The following is a 26288-nucleotide window of genomic DNA, read 5'->3' as shown; positions in this document are numbered from 1 at the left end:
AATTATTTCAAATAAAAAAGCCTCTCAAAATTGAGAGGCTTTTTTTGTTGGCCTACTAGGACTCGAACCTAGAACGACTGAACCAAAATCAGCTGTGTTACCGATTACACCATAGGCCAAACTTCTTGTTTGCGGGTGCAAATGTAACACATAATTTCTTTTGTGCAAATTTTTAAAACAAAAAAATATGAAAAAATGTTTTTTACCGTTCTGTAAGAAATAACACTTATTTTTACAATACCACTTAACTACCTAAAAGACAACGTATGTATCAACTTGACTTTAAAAAATGGAACATATTACTTGGCTGGATAATTTTTTTTATCGCCTTAATTGTTTACACAATAACTGTAGAACCTACCGTTAGCTTTTGGGATAGCGGAGAGTATATTTCCACTTCGGCAAAACTACAAGTTGGGCATCCGCCGGGAGCACCTTTATACCAGTTAACAGGTGCATTTTTTGCCATGTTCGCTTCCGGTAAGGAGAATATTGCTTTTATGGTCAATATGGTATCGGTAGTTTCAGCAGCTTTTACCATACTTTTTATGTTTTGGTCGTTAACACTTTTATTAAAAAACATAATATCCCGATTCTCCGAACTCAACAAACAAAACACTATCATGGTACTGGGTAGTGCTGCAATAGGTTCACTAACTTTTATATTTACAGATAGTTTTTGGTTTAACGCCACCGAAGCAGAGGTTTATGCCATGGCTTCTCTATTTATAGCTATGCTGTTATGGGCAGGGCTACGCTGGGGAGAAGATATGCATAAACCACGAGGCAATAAATGGCTTTTACTAATCTCATTATTAGTGGGACTATCTTTTGGGGTGCATTTTTTAGCATTGTTAACTATCCCTTCAATAGGGCTTATATACTACTTTAAAAACTACAAAACAGTTACCCTTAAAAACTTTATTATTGCGAATATTAGTATTGTAGCTGTATTACTATTTATATTCATGTTTCTGTTACCATACACTATGGTATTGTTTGCAAAAACAGAAATATTCGCCGTAAATAGCTTGAACCTGCCTTTTAATTCCGGTACTGTATTTATGTTTATAGCAGTTACCGCACTATTTTGGTTAGGAATACGCTACACCCGAAAAAAACAGTTCCCCTTATACAACACCGCTATCTTATGCCTGCTATTTATTTTTATGGGATTCTCATCATGGATGATGCTGCCTATAAGAGCAAATGCTAACGTTACTATAAACGAGAACCCGCCTACTGATGCAGCCGACCTTTTAGCGTATTATAACAGAGAGCAATATCCTGAACAAAAAGTATTTTACGGACCTATGTATACACAGGCTTATGCAGGACTGGATGAGGACACTCCATATATAGATGGTAAACCCAATTATGAACGTGATTATAAAACAGGTAAATATGTAATCATCAATAATTATAAAAACGAGAAGCAAAATTTTGATGAAAAGCACAACGGCTTTTTACCAAGGATGACAAAAGATAAACATGCAGCCAACTATATGGCGTATGCCGGCGCGCCCGAATTTAAAATTAACCCTAACTACAACTTTGAAAAAGAGCTACCATATTATGGCGTAAATGTTTCGCAATTGAGTCCTGAAGACACTGCTATTGCTGCAAACCAACTGAAAAACCAATTACAAAACATAATTACTGATTTTAAATCGGCATACAACAAAGGTGAAGTTGGTAATGAGGAGTACAACGGCTTTTTAAAAAGCTATAGTCAATACTTAATTGTAGATAAGCTAACGCTGACGCAAAATCTAAAATTTATGTTCAGTTACCAGTTTGGTTATATGTACTGGCGTTACTTTATGTGGAATTTTGCAGGTAAACAAAACGACATACAAGGTAAAGACGATATGCTGAACGGAAACTGGATAAGCGGCATTAAACCTTTAGATGAAATGCGTTTAGGCAATCAGGAGAAACTATCTAGTGATATGCTTACCAATAAAGGGCGAAACACCTATTACCTCCTTCCTTTACTATTGGGGCTAATTGGTTTAGCGTATCATGCTAAAAAAGACTGGAAAAGTTTTTATGTATTACTAACGCTATTTCTCTTTACCAGCATCGCTATAAAAATATTCCTGAACGAAAGCCCTTTCGAAGTTCGCGAAAGAGATTATGTAATGGTAGGTTCTTTCTATGTATTTGCACTGTGGATTGGTTTCGGGGTATACGCTATATACGAATTTTTAAAAAAATATATTCAACCTAAAATAGTAATTCCTGCTGTACTGGTAGTAACTTTACTTTCTGCCCCGGTAGTAATAGCAAAAGAAAACTGGAACGACCACGATCGTTCAGGGCGTTATACTGCATTGGCAACAGCTAAAGCATATCTTGATTCTTGTGAGCCTAACTCCATATTATTTACCGTAGGAGATAATGATACTTTCCCATTATGGTACACTCAGGAGATAGAAGAATACAGAACTGATGTTCGGGTAGCCTGTACTACTTACCTGCCTGCTGATTGGTATATCGACCAAATGAAGCGACAGGCGTATGACTCTACCCCACTACCTATTTCTTTAATGCACGACCAATACAGAGCCGGTACGCGTGATTACATGCTGTACAACCCAAAAACAGAGGATAGAATGGATATTAAAGATTTTATAGCCTTTCTTTCTTTAGATGATGACCGTGCTACTGTAGAATTAAACAATGGGCACAGGGTACACTACTACCCTACTAATAAAATACGTATTCCTGTAGACAAGGAAAAAGTGATTAAAAATAAGATTGTACCTCCACAATATTATGACAAAATTGTTCCTTATATAGATATTGACTTACCGGATGTACTATACAAGCATAACCTTATTATGCTGGATATACTGGCAAACAACAACTGGGAGCGACCAATATATTTTACAGGAGGCAGCCCGGAAGATGATTATTTTGTTTGGCTGGAAGATTACTTGCAACTGGAAGGAATGACATACAGGCTTGTACCCGTTAAAACTACCCCTGATGAAGATGCACCTTTTGATTTAGGCATGGTATATTCCGAAAAAATGTATGATACCGTAATGAAATGGGATTGGGGTAACAGCAAAGACAACGATATTTACCACGACCCGCAAACCCGACGAACAGGGGTGTACTTTAAAAGAAATCTGGCGCGCCTTTCTGATTCCCTAATTGAAAAAGGAGAAATGGAGAAAGCAGTCCGTATTATGGATTTAGCTTTAGAGAACTTACCAGTTGAAGCATACAGAACATATTTTATCGAAGAACCTTTTGTAAACGGCTATTATAAAGCCGGAGAAAAAGAAAAAGCAAGAACCCTTGCACTAAAACTGGCGGGTAAATACCAAGAAAGTTTAACGTATTATGTTTCTTTAAAAGCATCTGTACAAAATGGTTTACAGTACACCATAATTAAAGATATAGAAAGTTACAGAAGCTTACTCTTCGTAATACAGGAAAACAACGATACTGAACTTTATAACAAGCAAAGAGAAATATTCAATCGTCATAATCAAAAACTCAGCAGGTTTGGGCGCGAAAACCAATAAGTGTAACTAAGTAAAAAATCAAGGCTATAACTTAACTATATGCAAAAAAATAGTTTCTTTGCATATAAATAAGGTACAATACATTTACATGACTACTTTCAACTTTAAGAAATGGAATACCCTGCTTGGCTGGACTGTTTTCGCCATAGCACTCATTGTTTATACTATGACTGTTGAACCTACCCTTAGTTTTTGGGACTGTGGGGAGTATATAGCAACAGCAGCAAAACTGGAAGTAGGACACCCACCGGGAGCACCTTTATTCCAAATGATGGGGGCTTTCTTTGCTATGTTTGCCACAAGCAACAGTCAGGTCGCCTTTATGGTTAATATGGTTTCAGTAGTTTCCAGTGCCTTTACTATATTGTTTCTGTTTTGGTCAGTAACCATATTATTAAAAAACATATTATCACGCTTTGGCGAGTTTACTAACAGTAGTGCTGTTGTAGTATTGGGGAGTGCTTTTGTTGGTGCGCTTGCCTTTACATTCTCAGACAGTTTTTGGTTTAACGCTACAGAAGCCGAAGTATATGCAATGGCATCTTTATTTATTGCGCTTTTATTATGGCTGGGACTTCGCTGGGAGCAGGATATGCACACACCAAGAGGCAACAAGTGGTTATTAATTATATCATTAATAGTAGGGCTTTCATTCGGGGTACACTTTATGGCATTACTTGCCATACCTGCTATTGGTTTCCTTTACTTCTTTAAAAATTATGAGAAAGTAACCGTTAAAAACTTTATAATAGCTAATGTAGTTATTGTAGCTATCCTGCTATTTATATTTAAATTCCTGTTACCGTACACCATGGCATTGTTCGGTAAAACTGAAATTTTCATGGTAAACAGCTTAGGGATGCCTTTTAACTCAGGCACTATATTTATGGCGTTGCTAATTGTAGCTTTCTTCTATTTTGGGCTTCGTTACACACGCAAAAAGCAACTACCATTATACAACACTATATTACTTTGTACTTTATTTATACTGATAGGTTTCTCTACATGGATGATGCTACCTATTCGTGCAAATGCCAACGTGGTAATTAACGAAAACAGACCTTCGGATGCTGCCGAGGTACTGGCTTACTATAACAGGGAGCAGTACGGAGAACAGCAGTTATTCTACGGCCCTATGTTCTCGGATATATACGCAGGACTTGATAAGAACAACCCTTACCAAGATGAAAAACCAAACTACCAAAGAGATTACAAAAAAGGTAAGTATGTAATTGTAAACAATTACAAAAACGCAAAACAAAATACTGATGATAACCACAAAGGCTTTATGCCAAGAATGTGGAGTACAGACCATGCAGTAAACTATATGCGTTTTACCGAACCTTTAGATTTTAGGTTAGACCCGAATATTGATTATGACAGGGAGTTAATGCAGTATGGTATTAACCCTGAACAAATGACCGAGGATGAGTATTACTCGTACATCAACCAGATAAGAGGGGAACTTGAAAAAACCATTCAGCAATTTAAAACCGCTTATGCTAATGGCGATATTGACCTTGAAGGGTATGACCAATTCCTTAAAAGCTATGGGCAGTATCTTATTATAGAAAAACCATCATTTACACAAAACATGAAATACATGTTTGAGTATCAGTTTGGTTACATGTACTGGCGTTATTTTATGTGGAACTTTGCCGGAAGACAAAATGATATACAAGGACGTTATGATAATTTAGATGGTAACTGGATAAGTGGAATTGGCCTTATAGATAACACTCACATAGGTAATCAGGATAAATTAAGTTCTGACCAAAAAAACAATAAAGGAAGAAATGTATATTACATGATTCCTTTACTATTAGGTTTTATTGGTCTTATTTACCATGCTTTTAAAGACGTTAAAAGTTTTTACGTACTATTAGTCCTATTCCTATTTACAGGTTTAGCTTTAAAAATTTACCTTAACGAAAGACCTTTTGAGCCTCGTGAAAGAGATTATGCTCTTGTTGGTTCATTCTTTGTATTCAGCATGTGGATTGGTTTCGGGGTATATGCCATTTACGAAGCTATAGTTAAATATATTACTCCAAAAATTGCAGGTCCTGTAGTAATCGCAGTAACATTATTAGGTGCTCCGGTATTAATGGCTTCTCAAAACTGGGATGACCATGACCGTGCAGACCGTTATACTGCACTGGCAATGGCTAAAGCCTATCTATCATCATGTGATGAAAATGCTATACTGTTTACTATTGGAGATAATGATACCTTCCCACTTTGGTATGCTCAGGAAATAGAAGGTTTCAGGACTGATGTTCGTATTGTAAATACAAGTTTACTTATGACAGACTGGTATATTGACCAAATGAAACGTCAGGCATACGAAAGTGCACCAATGCCAATTTCTTTTGAGCATAAACAATATGTACAGGGAACAAGGGATTATATGCTGCACATACCGGAAAGAGATGACCGTTGGGATATAAAAACATTCCTTCAGTTCTTAGGTTCTGATGACCCTAGAGTTAAAAAAGAACTTAACAACGGGCACAAAGTAAACTACTACAGTACTAATAAAATCAGACTTGATGTTGACAGGAAAGTTGTTATTGAAAATAAAATTGTAGCCCCTGCGCAATACGATTCAATAGTACCTTATATAGATATAAATATTAAAGGTGATGCATTGTACAAAAACCGTATGATAATGCTGGATATATTAGCCAATAACAACTGGGAACGTCCTATATACTTTACCGGTGGTAGTTTTGGTGATGATGATTACCTATGGATGAAAGACTATCTTCAGCTGGACGGTGTGGTTTATAAATTAGTACCATTCCGCACACCAATACCTGAAGATGGCAGCCCGCTTGATATGGGACACATTGATACTGAAAAAATGTACAATATAGTTATGAGTTGGGATTGGGGCAACAGCGAAAGCACTGATATTTACCATGACCCTGAAACTCGTAAAAACAGTATTACTTACCGTACTAACCTTGCCAGATTAATGGAAAGATTAATTGAAGAAGGTAAAACGGACAAAGCTATAAAAGTTATAGATCTTGCTATGGAAAAAATGCCTGTAGAATATTTTGGTTATTATACCTTACTGGAGCCTTTTGCTTCGGGGTATTATCAAACAGGTAATAAAGAAAAAGCAAGAGCACTGCTTAGTACAATAATTAAGAAATATCAGGAAGACCTTGTTTTCTTTGCCAGCCAAAAAATATCAGATCAGAACAGCTATCATTACGACATAATGAAAGACATTGAGCGTTATCGTAGCTTACTACTGATTATGAAAGAAGAAGGCGACATGGAATTTTATAACAAAGAGAAGGCAGCCTTTAATAAACATAACGAAATGTTTAAACGCTTCGGCAGAAAAAACGAAGAATAGCTTTTTTAAAATAAGTAACTTTGAAAAGTGGTATTACTAAGTAATATCACTTTTTTACTTTATAAAAGGTTCAGGTTATGAAAATGTATTGGGTAAAAACACGGTGGTTTATAAAGAAAATCTTCTCTCGCTTTGTGTGGGATATGGGCAATATTCCCAATACCGTATACCTTACATTTGATGACGGCCCCACTCCTGAAGTTACAGAATGGGTATTATCAGTATTAAAAGAACACGATATAAAAGCTACTTTTTTTTGTATAGGTAACAACATTGAAAAACATCCTGATATATTTAAAAAGGTAATTGAGGAGGGGCACACTATAGCCAATCATACCTTTAACCACCTTAACGGGTGGAATACTGATAACCAAAAGTATTTTGAGAATGTAGATAAAACTGAACGTATAATAACACAGTATTACAGTTCCTTTAAAGACAACAAGCTATTTCGCCCGCCTTACGGGAAAATGAAATCATCTCAAGCGAAAGAAGTACTTAAAAAAGGGTATAAAATAATAATGTGGGATGTATTGAGTGCAGACTTTGATAAAACCATTACACCTGAAAAGTGCCTTAGTAATGTTACAAAAAACACACGTAATGGCAGTATAATAATATTTCATGATAGCGTAAAAGCATACCCTAACCTGAAACATGCTTTGCCAAGTTCAATAAAATACCTGAAAGAAAATGGATTTACGTTTGCAACAGTACGTTAAACCTGCTCCTGTACCAAACCTATAATAGTGTTGGCATCAAGCTCACCGGATTGCCTCCATACCATTTGCCCGCCTTTATAAATCATTAGCGTTGGCAACCCTTTAATTCTAAGGGCATCGGCCAGTTCCTGGTTTTTATCCACATCAATTTTTATAACTTTTGCCCTGTCACCAAGTGCTGCTGCTACATCGCGCATTACTGGGTGCATAGACACTGATGGCTCATTCCATTCTGTATAAAAATCAATCAGTACCGGTACCTGGGAGTTTATAAGTTCTCCAAATTTTGACATAAAATAAGATTTAAATCGACCAGAAATCTATTTGTAACTCGATAAAAACTACACAAATATAACAATTTTACTAACCTAACCTAGATTTTCACCTCTTTTTAGCTCCAATACTGTAATTTCAGGCCATATTCCTACCCTGCCGGGGTAAGCATGGAAGCCAAAGCCCCTGTTTACATATATATAGCGCCCTGCATTTTTATACAATCCCGCCCATTGTTTATATACATATTGTACAGGACTCCACTTAATAACCTGTGGTATTTCTATACCAAACTGAAAACCGTGTGTATGACCACTAAGGGTTAAGTGGTAATTATTCGGGTGGTTCTTTACTTCCATTTCCCAGTGCGACGGGTCGTGGCTCATTAGTATTTTAAAATCTTCCTGCCTTACTCCTGCTGAAGCTTTAGTTAAATCGCCTGCCTGCTTAAAATTATGCCCCCAGTTCTCTACTCCTATTAAGGCAATTTCATCAGTACCGTTCTTAATCTTCACATTCTCATTAAGGAGTAATTTAAAATCTATTTGCCTGTGTAAGTCTTTTATAGCTTCAAAGTTTTCTTGTTTAGCTTGCTTGGTTGGCCATGAAACATACTCACCATAATCGTGATTACCCAAAACGGAATACTTACCAAACTTCGGCGACTCTATTCGGTTAAAAGTATCAATCCAAGGCTTCATTTCATCGGCATGTGTGTTTACAATATCCCCTGTAAACAATATAATATCCGATTGCTGTGCATTAATCATATCAATAGCATGTTCTATAGCCTCAGCATCATCAAAACTACCACTGTGTATATCGGAAATTTGAGTAATTGTCATACCGTCAAAACTCTCTGGTAAGTCAGGGTAATAAACAGTCTTCTTTCGTACTTGAAAGTTATACTTCCCTTTTGTCATACCATACAGTAAAGAAAGGAAAGGTATTGCTGCCACTCCCATTGCTATCTGGCTTACAAATTTTCTTCTGGCAATAAAAAAGTTCTCATCACTTCTGCCATATGCTTTACCAACTATTCCTATTAAAACTCGGAATATATCTTCGCCAAGTAAAAAAACTGTAATAATAAGTTTAGGTATATAAATAATAAGTAGTAAACCGAACGTAAAAAGAGTTTGTTTGTTTTGCCCTACACTTCTGTCAAACTGTGTAAAAGAATATACAATATACGCTAAGGCTAAAAAAGAAATTACCTGATATACCAGTAAAAGCCAACGTAATTTAGTAACTGTTTTTATCGCCTGAAAAGTATACACCTCAACTAAGGCTACAAAAACAAAAAATAGTATCCACCTAACCATCGGTTTATTTTATATTAGAATAAAAAACGAACAGATACCGCACAAAATATGCCATACCCTGTTTATGAGCATGCAATTTAAAACAAAAACAGACACACTTCTTATTCTGCGTAGGTTTGTTTATTTTTACAAACAAATATTTACTTCATGTCACAACAAAAACGTCTTTTCCTTCTGGATGCCTACGCACTTATATTTCGTGGATACTATGCTTTTATTAAAAACCCGCGAATAAACTCTAAGGGCATGGACACTTCTGCCATAATGGGTTTTATGAACTCACTGCTTGATGTTATTAAACGTGAAAAGCCCGACCATTTGGCAGTAGCTTTTGATAAAGAAGGGAGCGCTGTGCGAACAGAAATGTTTACCGACTATAAAGCCAACAGGGATGAAACGCCTGAAGCCATCAGGATAGCTATACCTTATATACAGGATATTTTAAAAGCTATGCATATTCCTGTTATAGAGCTTGCCGGTTGCGAAGCGGATGACCTTATAGGTACACTGGCAAAGCAAGCTGAAAAGCAAGGCTATAAAACTTATATGGTTACTCCTGATAAAGATTTTGCACAGCTTGTAAGCGAAAACATATTTATGTACCGCCCCGCACGTATGGGTAATGGTATAGAAATATGGGGCGTACCCGAAGTACAGGAACGTTTTGAAGTAGAACGCCCTGAACAGGTTATTGACTTTTTAGGCATGATGGGTGACGCTGTAGATAATATACCGGGATTACCGGGTGTAGGTGAAAAGACTGCAAAAAAGTTCCTGAAAACATACGGTTCTATGGAGAATTTACTCGCCAGCACCCATGAGCTGAAAGGAAAAATGAAAGAAAAGATTGAAGATAATGCTGAATTAGGTATTCTTTCAAAAAAACTGGCAACTATTATAACCGATTGCGACGTAACATTCCATGAAGAAGATTTTGAGCTAAGCCCTCCTGATACTGAAAAGGTAGAGACTATATTCCAGGAACTGGAATTCCGCCGTATGGCAGAGCAGTTCCATAAAATATTTACAGAAGGCGGCAGCCCTGAACCTGCTCCTGCACAAAAAACTACAAAACAGAATAAAAATAGCGACAGCCAGCAAACATCATTATTTGGCGGAGATATAAATGCTACTGCTGATAGTAATGACACAACAGGCAACTTCTATAAAACACTGGGAGATACTAGCCATTTTTATCAGTTAATAGAAGGCGAGCTTGCTATAAAACTATTATTACGCGATTTATTACAGCAAAAAACAGTTTGTTTTGATACTGAAACCACAGGCATAGACCCTTTAACTGCCGAGTTAGTAGGTATATCATTCTCCTGGGAAAAAGGGAAAGGTTTTTACGTACCGTTCCCTGAAAACAGAGAAGAAGCGCAGGAGCTACTAAATAAATTCCTTCCGTTTTTTGAAAGTGAGAATATCGAAAAGGTAGCCCAAAACCTTAAATACGATATGAAAGTACTTGGTACTTACGGTGTTGTTATAAAAGGAAAACTATTTGATACCATGATAGCGCATTATCTTATCAATCCTGATATGCGCCATAATATGGATATACTTTCGGAGACGTATTTGAGCTACTCCCCTATGCCGATTGAAAATCTTATTGGTAAAAAAGGGAAAAAGCAAAAAAGCATGCGCGATGTTGATTTAGCCACAGTAAAAGAATATGCTGCTGAAGATGCTGATATTACATTGCAACTTAAAGACATTTTTGAGCCTGAGCTTAAAGGAACTGCAACCCGAAAACTATTTGATGAAATAGAAATTCCGTTAGTGGCTGTATTAGCCGATATGGAACTTGAAGGCATTAAACTGGATATTGATTATTTAAAGGAACTATCCGAAGCATTAAGCAGTGATATAAAAGGGCTTGAAGGAAAAATATATGAAACCGCAGGCGAGTCATTTAACTTAGCATCACCTAAACAATTAGGAGACATATTGTTTGACAAGCTGAAAATTGGTGGTTCTAAACCTAAAAAAACAAAAACAGGGCAATATGCTACGGGCGAAGAAGTATTATCATACTTAGCACAGGACAACCCTATAGTACAAGATATTTTAGATTGGCGACAGCTTGTAAAGTTACAAAATACCTATGTTGATGCGTTACCAAATCAGGTAAAGGAAAAAACCGGCAGGGTACATACTGACTATATGCAAACCGTAGCAGCTACAGGGCGTTTAAGTTCTAACAACCCGAACCTGCAAAACATACCTATACGTACCGAGCGTGGCAGGCAAGTACGCAAAGCATTTGTAGCACGTGATGAAAATTACAAGCTACTTTCTGCCGATTACTCACAAATAGAATTACGTATTATAGCTGCCCTTAGTGGTGATCCTGAGATGGTAAAATCATTCCAAAAAGGAGAGGATATTCATGCGGCTACCGCAGCAAAAGTATTTAACGTACCGCAGGAAGAAGTTACCCGCGAACAACGTAGCCATGCCAAAACGGTAAACTTTGGTATTATTTACGGAGTGTCGGCATTTGGGTTAAGTAACCAAACCTCACTTAGCCGTGCGGAGTCTAAAGAGTTGATTGATGCCTACTATAAAACCTACCCTCGCTTAAAAGAATACATACAGGAGCAAATTGATATTGCCAGAGAGCAGGGCTATGTACAAACCGTACTGGGCAGAAGACGTTATTTAAAAGATATTAACTCGCAAAACGCTGTAGTGCGCGGTGCTGCCGAGCGAAATGCAGTTAACGCACCAATACAGGGCAGCGCAGCGGATATTATTAAAATAGCGATGATTAATATTCACAAACGCCTCACTGACGAAAACTGGAAAAGTAAAATGTTGCTACAGGTACATGATGAACTTATTTTTGATGTACACAACAGCGAAATAGAGCGCATACAGCCTATGATAAAAGAAGAAATGGAAAATGCCTTTAAGCTGGATGTACCGTTAGTTGTGGAAATGGGTGTAGGCGAAAACTGGCTGGAAGCGCATTAAACAGAAATATTTGTAACATTTTCAGTTACTTGGCTTCTTATATAGTTATAAAACATTTCCAACATGAAAAAATATATACTGACGCTTTTAATTGTATGTAGCTATACGGCTACTACAACAGCGCAAAACATTAATCCGAGACTTATAAAAATTGACAGCTTACTTAGCCATTTTTATAAGAATGATAAGTTTATGGGTTCGGTTGCAATACAGGAAAAAGATGAAGTAATCTTTAAGAAAGCTTACGGTTATGCCGATGTTAAAAACGGCATTGAAGCTAATACCGAAACGCAGTACAAAATAGGTTCTATTACTAAAATGTTTACTGCCTCTATAATTTTTCAACTTATAGAAGAACGAAAATTATCTTTTGACACTAAACTTTCGGAGTACTTCCCTGAAATAAAAAATGCAGACAGTATTACTATTAAAAATATGCTGAACCATACCAGTGGTATTTTTAACTATACTAATGACGGGGCTTTTATGGCATACCTCGGCAGCAAAATGAGTCATAAAGAAATGGTTGAGCAGATTGCTGCTTTTGAACCTGCATTTAAGCCCGGCACTACAGCAGATTACAGTAACAGTAATTATTTACTGTTAGGCTATATTATAGAGCAGGTTACCGGTAAACCATATAAAGATGCGGTTGAAAAAAGGATAGTTAAAAAGCTAAAACTAAAAAACACAGATTATTTCTCTAAAATAAATCCGCAACAAAACGAGGCTTTTTCATACGGTTTTGATGGTACTAACTGGATACAGCAGGAGGAATGGAATGAATCTGTTGCTGGCGCTGCAGGAGCATTGCAAAGTACACCGGAAGATTTAACTAAATTTATTCGTGCACTTTTTAAAGGTGATATTATCAAACAAAAATCACTTGATGAAATGCTGGAAATGGACTTTGGGTACGGTAAAGGTATTTTTATATTTCCTTTCGGAGAACGTAAATTTTACGGACATAACGGGGGTATAGAAGAGTTCACTTCAATTTTGGGCTACTACCCTAAAGAAGAGTTTGCTATTTCGCTTATTATTAACGGAAGTAATTATGACTATAACGAAATTTTGATAGGTATACTTAGCATATACTACAAAATGCCTTATAAATTCCCTAACCTAAAAACAGCGAATGTAGCACCTGAGATACTTAAAGGATATGAAGGGTTATACTCCTCTCCTACCATACCTTTAAAAATCACTATTACTTATGACACTGAAAGTAACAAGCTAATGGCACAGGCAACGGGGCAAGGTGCTTTCCCCCTAAACCCTGTAAGCGATACCGAGTTTACTTTTGACCCTGCACAAATAACCATCATTTTTAAAGAGAATGGCTTTACTATTAAACAGGGTGGTATGGTTAATGAATTTACAAGAGAGTAAAAGAGTATTTTCATACATTTGCTGCTATTCAAAATAAAAAATTACTTGTTATGAAAAGCAACTCGCTTGTACAAAAAAACAAATATGCTATAGTGATATTTATGTTGTTATTCCTATTTATTACTATTAAAGACAGAATTATTGATTTAAATCCAAATATTGTTTTAGCAATTACTGTGAGTTTTATTGGTTTAGCTTCGTTTTTAGCTTATTTAAAGTTTGGAGATGATAGAAAAGCAGAAAAAATAAACTACAAAAGAATAGCTATAGCGGGTATATTTATTGCTTGGACCATAGGTTTTGGAGTTTATAATTACCTTTCAATTTAAAAATATATTATAAAAAAACAGCCTGCTTAAAAGCAGGCTGTTTTTTTATAACTTTCTGGTAGAGTCGCGTTGCCTTAGTTCTGTTTTTACAACCTTAGTAACAAATTCCGGCTCTTCTCCTTCTTTTGCTTCCAAACGGTTAATAAGCATTTCGGCAGCAGCCTCACCTATTTCGGGACCATGCTGGCTAACGGTAGAAAGGCTTGGCGTTAACCTTCTTGACCATACCCCATCAGCAAAGCCTATTACGTTTAACTCTTCAGGTATTTTAATTCCTTTTTTAATAGCCTTTTTCATAGCCATTACAGATGCATGCTCATCTAAAGCGAAAACACCGTCAAATTTATTATTTTCAAAAAGCGCATCCAGCTTTTCGTCAAACTCTTCCGTATTATCAGTAAGTATGATTATATCTTCATCTATCTCATAGCCCTTATCTATTAGTGCCTTCCTGTATCCATCTTCTCTTAATTTACTCACACTAAGGTTATCAATAGTAGAAAGTAATGCTATTTTTTTAGTCTGTAATTTTATTAAGTGGTTAACAGCATATACGGCAGAATCAAAATCATCTACAATTACTTTATCACAGTTTACCTCATCAGAAATTCTGTCGAACATTACAATAGGTATACCATCCGCTATAGCTTCATTAAAGTGCTTAAAGTCCTGCTCTGCCTGTGTTTCTTCAGCTATCGAAAGTATAAAACCATCTATAGTACCGTTACTAAGCATATCCATAGCGTGTTCTTCTTTTTTTAACGACTCGTTAGATATACATGTAATAACATTATAGCCCCTGTCATTGGCAGCTTTTTCTATACCACTAAACACTTTTGCAAAAAACGGGTTGAGGATATTAGGTATTATAACCCCAATGGTTTTAGAGCGTTTGCTTTTTAAGTTTACCGCTATATTATTGGGTTTATAGTTTTTAAGCTTCGCAAATTCCTGCACTCTTTTTTTAGTAGGCTCACTTATTTCGGGGCTGTTACTTAATGCTTTGGAAACAGTAGACACCGAAACATTCAGTTCTTTAGCAATTTGCTTTAGGGTAGCTTTTTGTCTCATATCCTGATGATTTTATGTCCTGTAAAAATAGCGAAAATTTTACGAAAATTTATTTTCTATGTGTTATAAATATTATCGCTATTTGTATTAATAATAAACCAGAAACAGGAATTTAACCATAAAAAATGTAGGTATTATAATACAGCAACCGTATGTAAAGATTTAAAAAAGTGTTTTTAAAACGTTAATATTTTCACAAAACCCACCCTTATCATTTGTTAAATTAATGTTACGAAGAGATTATAAAAGAAAAGCTCATAAACTACCTATAAAACCAAGGAATTAATTAAATAAAGATTTCTTATTTGCTAAAAAAATCTTAAAAAGAGTAAATAATTAAAACTTCTTAAAAACCATTAACAGTTTACCGCCGTAAGTAAAATTAACTTTGAAAAACATCAAACCTGGTAAATCCAATTTTGATAATTATTAACCCATAACATAATTTATTATGAGAAAGAAAGTAGAAGTAAAAGAGGTTAGCCAAGGTAATCAAAACAGCAGGCGAAACTTCTTAAAGATGAGCGGACTGGCTGTTGCCAGTACAGGACTAATATTGACAGGGTGTAGTAGTGATGATGACGGTGGAGGCTCACCACCTGAAGACAACCAATTACCAGGTGTAAGGAATGGTGTGTTTGACCTTGGTGGGGGTGATTTAGGTATACTTACTTATGCCTATGCACTGGAACAGCTTGAAGCTGATTTTTATACAAGAGTGGTAAACAGTAATACTTTCGGCTCAACTTTTAATAACGAAGAGCAACAAATTCTTGAAGACCTTTACAACCATGAGGTGATACACAGAGAGTTTTTTAGAACAGCTATTTCAGGTGCATTACAAGACAGCCCTGAACGTGTACTTCCGGACTTACAATTTGATTATGGTAACCTGAACTTTAGCGACAGAATGAGTGTACTTACCACCGCAAAGGCGCTTGAGGATACCGGAGTATCAGCATATAACGGTGCGGGGCAGTATATAAACACTCCTGATTACTTAGTTATTGCAGGTAAAATAGTATCGGTTGAAGCAAGACATGCCGCGGCGATAAGAGACTTACTGAACCCAGGTTCAGCAGACTTTGCAGGAAATGATATTGTAGATGCTAATGGTTTAGATGTATCGCAAATGCCATCACAGATTATTAGTGCAGTATCAGATCTAAACTTTATTCAAACAGATTTTACTGCAATGTACTTACCTTAATTAACCCTTTAAAACGCAAGATTATGAATATTATGAAAGTTATAGAATCTCTTACTGACGATAATGTATTAAATAGTAAGGGTTCCCGCAGAGATAGTTTTAACCAGTTTAGAAAAGTAGGTACTAATGCTGCAATGGCAGCAATACCTTTCGGGCTTGCCTCGGTATTGTTTCCGCAAAAGGCAAATGCAGCAACAAGCGCATCGGCTATGTCTACAGCTGCTACACCAACTTCAGCACTACAACTGGCTTTAACATTGGAATATTTAGAAGATGAATTCTATGCAATGGCACTGGATACAAATGGTTTAATACCTGCCGAAGACAGAACAGTATTTGAACAAATCGGTCAGCATGAATCAGCACACGTGCAGTTTTTAATGAATGCTTTAGGTGATGCTGCTCCTGAAAAACCAACATTTGATTTCACCGCAGACGGAACATTTGACCCTTTTAATGATTATATGCAATTTATGGCATTAGCCCAGGCTTTTGAAGATACCGGAGTACGTGCCTACAAAGGGCAGGCAGGTAATTTAATGACGGAACCGGGGTTGTTGAAAGCGGCTTTACAAATACACTCTGTAGAGGCAAGACATGCTTCGCAGGTAAGACGATTGAGAAACCTTAAAGGTTGGATTCCGGGTAATGACCAAGGCGGTCACCCTGCTGCTGCGGATGCAGTATATGCAGGAGAAGAAAACACAATACAAGCAGGTTTTGATACTACTTCTGTTAGTGGTATACCTGCAATAGCAGGTTCAGAGTCTTTTGATGAAATACTTACAGGAGATGAAGCTACTACTATTGCAAACTTGTTTATAGTATAAAAACACTGCTACATACGTAGCAAGTTAGTTTAGTATAAATAAAAAAGCCTTAGTGTACACTAAGGCTTTTTTATTGTTTATTACTTTAGTATTATTACCAATATATTTTACAGTTTGGCAACGCTTTTTTTATTCTTTCCTTTTCAGTTTTTGAAACAGGATTATCTACTAAAATTAGTGTTTTCAAATTTTTAAGCTCAGCTATATTACCAGGTAAAGCAATCAGGTTATTTTTAGATAAAATCAATAACTCTAAGTTTTCAAGTTGTGTTATTTCATCAGGCAAAGCTGTAAGTTCATTATTACTTACAATAAGTGTTTTTAGGCTTTTAAGTTCTTTTATTGAAGCTGGAATTTTCTTCAATTTATTATTTTCAAGGTTAAGCACCTCTAAGTTTGTAAGATTTAACCACGTTGTTTCAAACTCATGAAACTGGTTATACCCTAAGTTTAACGTTTTCAATTTTTTCAGTTTAGCTATTTCCTTTGGTAAAAAACTTAATTGATTATTATCAATCTCTAAGCTCTCTAAATTATTACAGTTTTCAATAGCAGCGTTTACTCTGGCTATATTATTAAACGAAATGTGCAAAAAACGTAACTCTTTTAACTCTCCAATAGCTTCAGGCAATTCTTTAAATTTATTATTAGAAAGGTTTAAACGAATTAGTTTATTAAGGTTTGAAATTTCATTAGGAATATAAGTCAATTCATTTTGCTTTACATTTAAAACCTCTAGTTTATTCAAAGTAAAAATACTCGAACCCCAATCTTCTAAATTATTCCCCATCAGGTTTAAAAAGACAAGGTTTTTCAGTTTTGCTATGTCTTTAGGCACATAATAATAACTTTGGTCTCTCAGGCTAAGCTGTGTAACAGCATCCGGTTTTAATAAGGCTTTAGAAAGGTCATTTAAAACATCATCCCTTAACGGGTTGGCATTTTGCGCCTGTACTAATGGTAAAGCAAAAACAACAAGCAATACTACTATAACTGCTCTTTTCATTATCATAAAATATTTATTGTACACAAATACAAAATTAAATAAAAGAAGCCGGCTAAACGCCGGCTCCTTCTTATCAATTAAAAACTAATTACTTAGTTAATACTTTAAAGTGGTGAACAGTTTCTCCTACTTTAACGTTAAGTACTAATACTTGGTTTTGACTAGCAAAAGCACTTACATTTAACTTAACAGTTTGTAATCCGCCCTCAATAGCGTTAGTTACATTGGTAAGTTCATGACCTAAAATATCATAAACTGTAACAGTAACTTTCTCGCCTGTCAGGTTTGAATTAAACTGAATGTTTAGTTCTGAATCAGCAGGGTTAGGATATACCATAATACCTGCCTCTGTAACATCAGGATTAGCTATTCCTGCAGGAACTTCTCCAATATTATTTTCTAATGCAAATACTATAGAAGCAGAAGCATTAAATGTAACCTCCTCGCCTGTTGCATCCTCCTGCGGAGTGTTGCTTGAGCTAGGGTGCTGTACAGAGAAGAATCCGTATTTATAATCAGGTGTAAATGTTAAACCTGTAGGTTCTGAACCTATTGGCATAGAAGCAAATAGTTCTACATTAGGAGTACTTTGTGTATGATCCGGTCTTACAACCCATATATAGTTGTTACCACCATCTTGTAATACCCAAAGGTTTCCTTTATCATCAAAAGTAAGGTTGTCGTTACCATTGCTCCAAGGCTCAGTTTGCTCGCCTGATGCAGTAGTTACACTATAACTCATACCACCTACAAAAGTTTCAAATTCACGGAAGGTATTACCTTCGTCAACAAATCTGTATACTCTGTCAAGACCTTTAGCTGCAAAGTAAACTTTACCATCTATAGGACTTATTTCTACGTCTTCAACACCGTTAAATGACGTACCACCAACGTTAGATGCTACTGTGCTTAGGTTGTTTCTGTCTTCCTGAGTATCGTTAGGAACTACTATCCATTCTCCTGTAGAAGAACTTGGATCGTTACCTGAAAGTGGCAGCTCTAACTTCAATACATATACTGTACCCTCACTCAAGTCACCAGGAGTATCCATAACGTATTTGTACATACAGTGTGTTCCTCCGTCTTCACCATAGTAAGCAGTAGTACCATCCTGAGATATTACTACGTTCTCGTGGTTCATTCTACCCATAGCCCATAGTTTATCCGGTTGAGAATCTCCGTCATAATCTACTACTTCAGCAGTTACAGGGTCTATTTCTACTAACCATCCTACATCTTGGTAACCATCGTTATTTACATCTCCTGTATTCATGGTTTCCTCAGCAGTTACTATAGTTCCCCATGGTGTAATACCACCTGAACAGTTTCTTGTTGTTGTAACCAGCGCATCGTTATACATATCTACAAGCTGACTGTCATCTACTTCCCAAAGTTGGTTTTCAGTATTTAAATGAATATCTACAATAGATACTCCACCCGGTGTGTTTTCATGGTTAACAGAAAGGTATCCTTCCTCACTGCTTCCGTTTATTGGCACATAAGCAGTAAAGTCATTATTACCTGCTACTGTACCGCCCCCTGTGATATAAGCATCACCTTCTTTAAACAGCATTTGGAAATCATGCTCTTCAGCAATAATTAAGTTTGTAGTTTGCGATGTTGGGTCAATTGAAGTAAAGCAGCCTACGTGCTCTTCCTCACAATCAATTGCAAGGTCTTCTACATTCTTAATATACATATCAAATCGTGTATCAGAACTTGTTCCGCCTGCCTGGTGTAATTCAACAGCAATTCTGTTAACACCATCCACAAATGCTGAACTTGGCACCTGAGCAATGTGATAAATATTCTCATCTATACCGCCTATAGCGTTTATTGCTGATGTTTCGTAATCAACAACCCCTTCCGGCATGTTTTGCCTGAATACTTCAACACCGTTTACATAAACTACTGCACCGTCATCTCTTCTTAAACCAAACTCAACTTCACTTGTTAATTCGCTTAAAGTAACATTAATGTCCTTAACAAAGTAAGAAGTTATGTATTTGTTGTTAGAATCAGGACCATAAGAGATTTCAGTGTTTACAACATCTCCGTATCCGAAAGGAGCGTTACCTCTGCTCCATGGTATAACATCAAATTCAGTTGCAGTCCATTCAGTACCTTGATCACTGCCGTTATCAAGGAAATACCACTCTTCATCTTTAGCTACAGGATAATCTGTAACTTCAAGTGCAGGAAGTGTGTAGTTTACTTCCATATCAAATCGTAAATCAGAACTACCTGCTGAACCTTGGTGTAACTCTACTGCAATTACGTTTTCTCCGTTTTGAAGTAAGTTTTCAATCATAACTTCTGTCCAAGCTTCTTCATCAGCACCACCTATTGCATTTGTTGCGTAAGTGTTATAAGTAATTTCACCTTCCGGCATGTTATCTCTAAACGCTTCAACGCCGTTTACATATACTACAACACCATCATCTTTCATAGTATTAAATACTAATGAACCTATCTGGCTTGCGTCTTCTACGTTAAATGTGTGACGCAGGTAGTATGTAGGGTATTTGTTATCAGCATCAGTTCCGTAGTCTAATGTAGTAGATTCAATTCCGTCTCCGTAACCTAATATTGCGTTACCAAATGCCCACTCACTATCATCATAATCAGTGTTTTTCCAATCAGTACCTAAATCTACACCAGTATCGTTATATTTCCATAATCCACCGGATGCAATAGGGAAGGTTCCCATTGGGTACTCATCAATATTAGTCCATGCTAAATAAACAGGCTCATCGTCAAATGTTACGTTGTTAAAAGTTACAATTGTACCTTCTTTAGTACCTGTAGCAAACACTTCTACAGCTGTAGAAGGATCTCCTTTAAGCAGGAAGTAATCATTTGCAATTAACTCTACCTGATTCAGGTTTTCGAATATTTCTAAAAGATCAACTTTTAGTGATCCTGAATTGATAAATAAAGGATATATAACCCAACGACCGCTTAGATAATACTGGCTTGATGTTTCGTTGTCAATTGTAGGTAACACTTCATTACCTTCTTCTCTTGCTATAACTACGTTTCTGTCATAGTCAGTAATAACATTACCAAAGTGAAGCCCATTTGTTTTATCATTCATAACGCTCCAGTTACCGGTAACTTTAGCATCAAACGGTGCTTCTGCAATGCGTACAGGAGTTGTTGCCGGTGCTATACTTGCATTAGCGTAAGCAACCTCAACTGTTTCTGTACCTGAGTTTACTAAGTAACCACTATCTTCCTGATTGAAGGTATAGTTATAAGCAAGGTTTTCATCTTCTGCAGTAATAGTACGGTACATATCAGCTTTAATCTCTTCCTGAGTTTTAGCTTTTGTCCAGATACGGAACTCATCTATAGATGAATTAGTAGGTGCATTATTAAAAATATTTTTACCTAATGCTAAGTCATATGTGTTTTCCTGGAATGTACCGGCATTTTCCATAGAGTCTACAAGCTCTCCGTTAACGTAAAACTTATAGCTTCCGTTTGGCACAAACGTTACTGCAACGTGATTCCACTCACCCACATTCCAAACGTGGTCAGAATTTAAGTGTTGCCATCCTGAACCTGCTCCTCTTGTAGTTTCAAGTGTTTGGTTAGAAAGGAATTCCATTTCTATACCATATTCTCCACCGCCATAGTGGCTAAAGCCCCATAGTTTAGTGTTGCTTCCGGCAGGAGCGTTTAGTTTACCCCAAAGTTCTATAGTAAACTCACCTGAAAGAGCCTGGTTAACACCTTCTTTCGGTATGTATACTTCATGAGAACCCGGTAAGTCTATAACGCCACCTTGTGCTGCAATAGCTGCTTCTTCATCAATTTCGTATGCTAAGTAGTATACTCCTTGTGTTAACGCAGAAACTTCAAAAGTAACTACCCCATCTTCTTCTAAACCTGTTGCAACTGTTTCGTATGCATCCTGCGGGTCGCCTTTTATTAATAGGTAGTCTGCTACTGTAGCATTTACCATCTCAACATTTTCAAATACTTCTGATAGTTTAACAGCAATGTTTGCCTCTTCTATGTTAAGAGTGTTTAACTGCCATCCTCCTGCTGCATAATGAGTTTCCTCTTCTGTACCTTCTAATTCAAGTATAGTATTATCATTATTTCTACCAAATACTATGTTCTGAGCATAACTTGAAATAGCATCAGCTACATACATACCGTTAGTCTCTTCGTTAGTATAACTCCAGCTTGCTGTAACAGAGCTTTCATAGTCCTCATCCATATCTGCAACAGGGCTTGTAGAACCAATAACTGAAGCGTTTGTATATGCTACCTCATCAGTATTTACACCATTGTTTACTAACATTCCGGTATCTTCCTGGTCGAAAGTATAGTAGAATTTAAGGTTTTCATCATCTGTATCCAGCATGTTGTGCATACTTGCTACAATTTCTTCCTGAGTTCTTTCTTCTGACCACATACGGAATTCATCCATTGTATAAATGTATTCGCCTCCGTAGTTAATACTTGTACCGAAAGCAAAGTCCCATGTGTTGTTTGATGTATAAGCATCAAACGAGTTAGACTGGCTTAGTTCTCCATTCAGGTAAATTTTTAATTCTCCACCTGCTACTGCTGTTATTGCAATATGGTTCCACTCGCCAACTTCTAACGGTTCTGCAGTTGTTACTTTAACCCAGTTAGGTGTACCTGTACCATATACTGCTGATAAAGTTCCGTTACCGTTTAATTCTACTGTCATACCGGTAGTATTATTATTAATTCTACCATGGTTAGAAATAATAGTTTTACCGTTTGAAGTATCAAGCGACGGAAGATTTACCCACATTTCTATAGTGTGTGCTCCGTTAAATATAATTTCCGGAGAAGTATAGTGAACATGAATATCATGGTCGTTAGCCAGTGCCATTGCACCACCTCTGCCGGGAGTAAAGTCACCTTCTTCCCATGCTAAGTAGTAAACTGACTCTATTAAAGTAGCATTAAAGAAGTTTACATTTGCACCATCAAAATTACCTTCGCTTACAATTGAAAACTCTGTACCTTCTTCGTTTGCTGTTATTAAGTAGTAACGGTTAGCTGCGTTTATTACCTCTGCAGCATTTTCTCCTAATGCTTCATTAAGGTTTATGCTTACATTGGCTAACGGGCTGTTTAATGGGTCTACTTTCCAACCGCCCTGTAAGTAAAACACATCTTCTAAAGATGTTGCTTCTGCTATAGCAGCATTTTCCTGTTTACCTACCACTATATTACTATTATAAGCAGTAATATTGCCCGGTAAGCTTAAACCGTAAAGTGTCACATCATTATTTTGGCTCCATTTTCCTGATACAGCATCTCTGTATTCTACAGGAATGTTTCCTATAGGAGAAGTTGCTGTAACCAGTGCAGCAGAAGTAATATCAAGTTCATAGTTTACACTACCTAAACTTACAAGGCTTGTAACCTCTTCTTCTTCTGATGTAAAGTCGTAGTATATAGCTAAATCTTCTTCATCTCCCTGAAGTATGTAGTGCATACTTTCTGTGATTTCTTCAGCAGTTAAAGCTCTTTCCCATATTCTTATATCGTCCATTTCAGCTTGTACAGAACCTCCATAATAAGGGCTGTAACCAAAGCCTAAACCATAATCGTTAGGAACGTAACCGCCGTAGTTCATTTCTGCTACAAACTCTCCGTTAACATAGTATTGTAACATACCACCAACAGTAGCAGTAACTGCAACGTGGTTCCACTCCCCTACATTCCATGCTTCTCCCTGCTCAGAAATAGCATCCCATCCTGAACCGTTGTTACCTACAACAACGTTTAATTTGTTGCTTGAAGGAAACTCAAAAGATATTCCTGTAGAAAGGTTGTTTACACGACCGTTACTTGAAAATATTTTATTGTTAGTCCCAGGGTCTGCATTTAGTTTAGCCCAGAACTCTATAGTAAAGTCATTAGCTAAAGCTGCGTTAGTTACAGTTCCGTCAATCATAGTTTGCTGCGAGCCATCTAAGCTAAGCATACCTCCTCTGTTCGTTTCAGGGTCAGCTTCAGTTAAAATGTCAGCATCAGGTATTAGTCTGCCATATACATTAATTTCGTCAAGGCTACCTATAAATTGTTTTCCTTCAAAGTTGTTACCTATGGTAAAGTCTGCTACAGAAGTTGCAGGCGACTCTACGTTATCCCAGGTTTGGGTAAGGAAGCCGTTATAGTATAAAGAAAGTTTTTTTCTTACGTTGTTATACTTCCATGTTACAAACGACCAGTTATTAGCTAAAAGGTTAAGCGAACTTTCCAGTTCTTCTCCGTTAGCATGGTTAGTATACGTTAAGTTTCCTGCAGCAGAAATCCCGAAAGACATACCTGCATCTGCACTACCGTTTGAAAGAATGGTACCGCCGTTAGCAGTAAACTCTGACGGGTTTACCCAAAAGCTGATGCTATATGCTTCATTATAAAAATCTAATGAACTTGCATTTGGTACACTGAATGATGAGTTTGCATTTACTACTAAAGCTTCGTTAGCATTACCTTCTCTGTCTGCTCCGTAAACAAAGTCACTTCCTGCAACTGTATGTGTGTACTGAGAAGCATCATCTAAATTATTAGTAAAACTTAATGAAAGGTTTAAAGCATCTGTATTTTGGCTTGTTAACATATCTTCGTGGATTATCTCCTCAAAGAACGTTTCACCGTCAAAACCTACATATTCTACTTTAAGTCTTCTGTCACCTTCATCACCGTAAACAGATGTTCTAACGTAAGCGTGTTTTACTCCTGTTAGTATATCATTACCTGCGTTATAATTTACACTATAGTTACCTGCTTCACCATTACCTCCTATATCAGAGTTAAGGTTTCCTGACATGATATCGTAAAGAGGATATTTAGTATCCATTTCACGTACCATAAAACGCTGGTCGTGAATATCGGCGCAGTACGAAAGTACACCGTTAATATTGTTGTCTTTAATAAAGTTTAAAAGTTCATCAACCTGAGAACTTACACTAAAGTTTCTACCTCCTATTGGTCTGAAAGTAGGTGTACCGTTTATTATTACTTTGAATGTGGCAGTAGAGTTTAAAAGACCTTCTTTTAACCAATCTAACTGCTCATCTCCAAAATGCTGAGATGTACTTTCACGGTAGCTTCTGTTATCTGTTAAAAAATATTCTACATCTTTATATACATAAGAAGAGAATAGCCCGTCACCTTCCTCTGTACTCATGTACTCAGGGTTAGGCCACCACTCTTGGAATACCTCTCTTGTAGCAGGTAAACCCGGTAGGTTTTTATTGAATTCATTTGAACCTGTATCGTGGTTATCTGTAATTGCCAATTGAGGCATCGACATTAACAGGTTGTCATGAAATTGTCTGTACCAGTAATAGCGTAAAAACGCCTGGTCTTTATCATGCCAGTCATCAAGTGTACCATCAGGACAGTTACCCTGAGCATGCTCTAAACCTAAAAGGTAAACAGCATCTCCTAACCAAACCATTAAATCACTGTCTTCTTCAGCCATGTGATTGAACATCTCAGGATCACCATTTATATGAGTGGTAGATTCCGGATAGTCAATACAACGAGAAGTATCATAAATTCTCGCACATCCTCCTGCTAAGAAAGAGAAATCATCAATAATGTTTTGTCCGTTTTCAATAGTAGATGTTCTTTCTGTCGCAACACCATTCTTTAATAGTGTAGCGGTGAATGTTTCACCTTCTGTTAAATTGGAAAATTCAAAAGATCTCAGGTTGTAGTCAAATCTGTCATCAGAATTAAAAACCGTTCCTGTTAGTTCCACACTCGGTGCAGATTGTCCCGTCATGGATAGAGAAAGCTCATCTCCTGAGCCTGTGTTGCTCTTAGTTAGAACCCAAACTCTAACTTTGTTTTCGTAAACCGGACTGAACATTGGTCCATAGACCAGCGAGTCTCCGGGCAATGGTGTTTGCGCATGTAAACTTAAATTAATACATAGCGAAAACAGCAAGCTAATAAATAGAATGCTTTTTTTCATTGTGTTGTGTTGATTAAAAGTGAAAGATTATTAATTTTTCTTTGGCGCCAAATTTAAGTATTAGCACAAGCGTGAATTTTACCAAAACTTTAGTTTACAGTTAAGTATGGCAGTGGTTTTTTAACCATAAGATAACAGGTATAATTACGTAAGTAAATACTCACTGAAAACATCGTTAAAAAGCGATTAAAAAGTACTTTAATGTAAATCAACATTTTACAAAAAAGACACTTATATAATTATATA

General features: G+C 36.6%; 13 protein-coding genes and 1 tRNA gene. 8 read left to right on the top strand and 6 right to left on the bottom strand.

Annotation, left to right across the window (positions count from 1 at the left end; all coding sequences use genetic code 11):
* Positions 1–47: 47 nt before the first annotated feature.
* A tRNA-Gln gene (locus IEW45_RS03725) sits at positions 48–119 on the bottom strand.
* A 147-nt stretch (positions 120–266) separates the two neighbouring features.
* Here IEW45_RS03725 and IEW45_RS03720 point away from each other — a divergent pair.
* The 3 genes from IEW45_RS03720 (at position 267) to IEW45_RS03710 (ending at position 7637) form a co-directional block, all read left to right on the top strand.
* The gene (locus tag IEW45_RS03720) at positions 267–3542 is read left to right on the top strand and encodes a glycosyltransferase family 117 protein (RefSeq protein WP_188619890.1); all 3276 of its coding nucleotides are present in this window, start codon (positions 267–269) and stop codon (positions 3540–3542) included.
* An 88-nt stretch (positions 3543–3630) separates the two neighbouring features.
* Entirely contained in the window at positions 3631–6915 is a 3285-nt protein-coding gene (locus IEW45_RS03715; protein WP_188619889.1) for a DUF2723 domain-containing protein, read from the top strand.
* A 77-nt stretch (positions 6916–6992) separates the two neighbouring features.
* Positions 6993–7637: a polysaccharide deacetylase family protein gene (locus IEW45_RS03710; protein WP_188619888.1), complete on the top strand. Its 645-nt coding sequence runs from the start codon at positions 6993–6995 to the stop codon at positions 7635–7637.
* On the opposite strand, the gene IEW45_RS03705 is transcribed toward IEW45_RS03710, so the two are convergent.
* Positions 7634–7930: a thioredoxin family protein gene (locus IEW45_RS03705; protein ID WP_188619887.1), complete on the bottom strand. Its 297-nt coding sequence runs from the start codon at positions 7928–7930 to the stop codon at positions 7634–7636. The two genes, IEW45_RS03710 and IEW45_RS03705, sit on opposite strands and share 4 nt — an antisense overlap.
* Before the next feature lie 75 nt (positions 7931–8005).
* A complete protein-coding gene (locus IEW45_RS03700; RefSeq protein WP_188619886.1) occupies positions 8006–9235 on the bottom strand; it encodes a metallophosphoesterase in 1230 nt (409 codons plus the stop codon).
* A 147-nt stretch (positions 9236–9382) separates the two neighbouring features.
* On the opposite strand from IEW45_RS03700, the gene polA reads away from it, so the two are divergent.
* The 3 genes from polA (at position 9383) to IEW45_RS03685 (ending at position 13938) form a co-directional block, all read left to right on the top strand.
* Positions 9383–12217 carry a DNA polymerase I gene (gene polA / locus IEW45_RS03695; RefSeq protein ID WP_188619885.1) on the top strand — a complete coding sequence of 945 codons (2835 nt, stop codon included), beginning with the start codon at positions 9383–9385 and terminating at the stop codon, positions 12215–12217.
* Positions 12218–12280: 63 nt separating this feature from the next.
* A complete protein-coding gene (locus tag IEW45_RS03690) occupies positions 12281–13609 on the top strand; it encodes a serine hydrolase domain-containing protein (protein ID WP_188619884.1) in 1329 nt (442 codons plus the stop codon).
* Between the two features lie 50 nt (positions 13610–13659).
* On the top strand, positions 13660–13938 hold the full coding sequence (locus tag IEW45_RS03685) for a hypothetical protein (protein WP_188619883.1): 279 nt from the start codon (positions 13660–13662) through the stop codon (positions 13936–13938).
* Positions 13939–13983: 45 nt separating this feature from the next.
* On the opposite strand, the gene IEW45_RS03680 is transcribed toward IEW45_RS03685, so the two are convergent.
* Positions 13984–15009, bottom strand: coding sequence for a LacI family DNA-binding transcriptional regulator (locus IEW45_RS03680; protein ID WP_188619882.1), 1026 nt, complete (start codon positions 15007–15009; stop codon positions 13984–13986).
* 451 nt (positions 15010–15460) lie between these two features.
* On the opposite strand from IEW45_RS03680, the gene IEW45_RS03675 reads away from it, so the two are divergent.
* A complete protein-coding gene (locus IEW45_RS03675) occupies positions 15461–16219 on the top strand; it encodes a ferritin-like domain-containing protein (RefSeq protein WP_188619881.1) in 759 nt (252 codons plus the stop codon).
* A 23-nt stretch (positions 16220–16242) separates the two neighbouring features.
* Complete coding sequence (locus tag IEW45_RS03670; RefSeq protein ID WP_188619880.1) at positions 16243–17049, top strand: ferritin-like domain-containing protein; 807 nt, start codon at positions 16243–16245, stop codon at positions 17047–17049.
* Positions 17050–17143: 94 nt separating this feature from the next.
* Here the strand turns inward: IEW45_RS03670 and IEW45_RS03665 are convergent, their stop codons facing one another.
* Positions 17144–18055 carry a leucine-rich repeat domain-containing protein gene (locus IEW45_RS03665; RefSeq protein WP_188619879.1) on the bottom strand — a complete coding sequence of 304 codons (912 nt, stop codon included), beginning with the start codon at positions 18053–18055 and terminating at the stop codon, positions 17144–17146.
* Positions 18056–18143: 88 nt separating this feature from the next.
* Complete coding sequence (locus tag IEW45_RS03660; protein WP_188619878.1) at positions 18144–26042, bottom strand: LamG-like jellyroll fold domain-containing protein; 7899 nt, start codon at positions 26040–26042, stop codon at positions 18144–18146.
* Between the last annotated feature and the right edge of the window lie 246 nt (positions 26043–26288).

The organism is Flavobacterium suaedae, from assembly GCF_014642915.1.
GTDB lineage: Bacteria > Bacteroidota > Bacteroidia > Flavobacteriales > Flavobacteriaceae > Flavobacterium > Flavobacterium suaedae.
Note: the sequence above shows the minus strand (reverse complement) of the source record. Positions and strands in the feature narration are given on the sequence as shown.

What these genes read in the sequence shown, in the direction of transcription:
- IEW45_RS03715 (WP_188619889.1), top strand. Translation starts at nt 3,631, where the DNA reads ATGACTACTTTCAACTTTAAGAAATGGAATACCCTGCTTGGCTGGACT.
- IEW45_RS03710 (WP_188619888.1), top strand. Translation starts at nt 6,993, where the DNA reads ATGAAAATGTATTGGGTAAAAACACGGTGGTTTATAAAGAAAATCTTC.
- IEW45_RS03665 (WP_188619879.1), bottom strand. Translation starts at nt 18,055, where the DNA reads ATGAAAAGAGCAGTTATAGTAGTATTGCTTGTTGTTTTTGCTTTACCA.
- IEW45_RS03685 (WP_188619883.1), top strand. Translation starts at nt 13,660, where the DNA reads ATGAAAAGCAACTCGCTTGTACAAAAAAACAAATATGCTATAGTGATA.
- IEW45_RS03700 (WP_188619886.1), bottom strand. Translation starts at nt 9,235, where the DNA reads ATGGTTAGGTGGATACTATTTTTTGTTTTTGTAGCCTTAGTTGAGGTG.
- IEW45_RS03720 (WP_188619890.1), top strand. Translation starts at nt 267, where the DNA reads ATGTATCAACTTGACTTTAAAAAATGGAACATATTACTTGGCTGGATA.
- IEW45_RS03675 (WP_188619881.1), top strand. Translation starts at nt 15,461, where the DNA reads ATGAGAAAGAAAGTAGAAGTAAAAGAGGTTAGCCAAGGTAATCAAAAC.
- IEW45_RS03660 (WP_188619878.1), bottom strand. Translation starts at nt 26,042, where the DNA reads ATGAAAAAAAGCATTCTATTTATTAGCTTGCTGTTTTCGCTATGTATT.
- IEW45_RS03690 (WP_188619884.1), top strand. Translation starts at nt 12,281, where the DNA reads ATGAAAAAATATATACTGACGCTTTTAATTGTATGTAGCTATACGGCT.
- polA (WP_188619885.1), top strand. Translation starts at nt 9,383, where the DNA reads ATGTCACAACAAAAACGTCTTTTCCTTCTGGATGCCTACGCACTTATA.
- IEW45_RS03680 (WP_188619882.1), bottom strand. Translation starts at nt 15,009, where the DNA reads ATGAGACAAAAAGCTACCCTAAAGCAAATTGCTAAAGAACTGAATGTT.
- IEW45_RS03705 (WP_188619887.1), bottom strand. Translation starts at nt 7,930, where the DNA reads ATGTCAAAATTTGGAGAACTTATAAACTCCCAGGTACCGGTACTGATT.
- IEW45_RS03670 (WP_188619880.1), top strand. Translation starts at nt 16,243, where the DNA reads ATGAATATTATGAAAGTTATAGAATCTCTTACTGACGATAATGTATTA.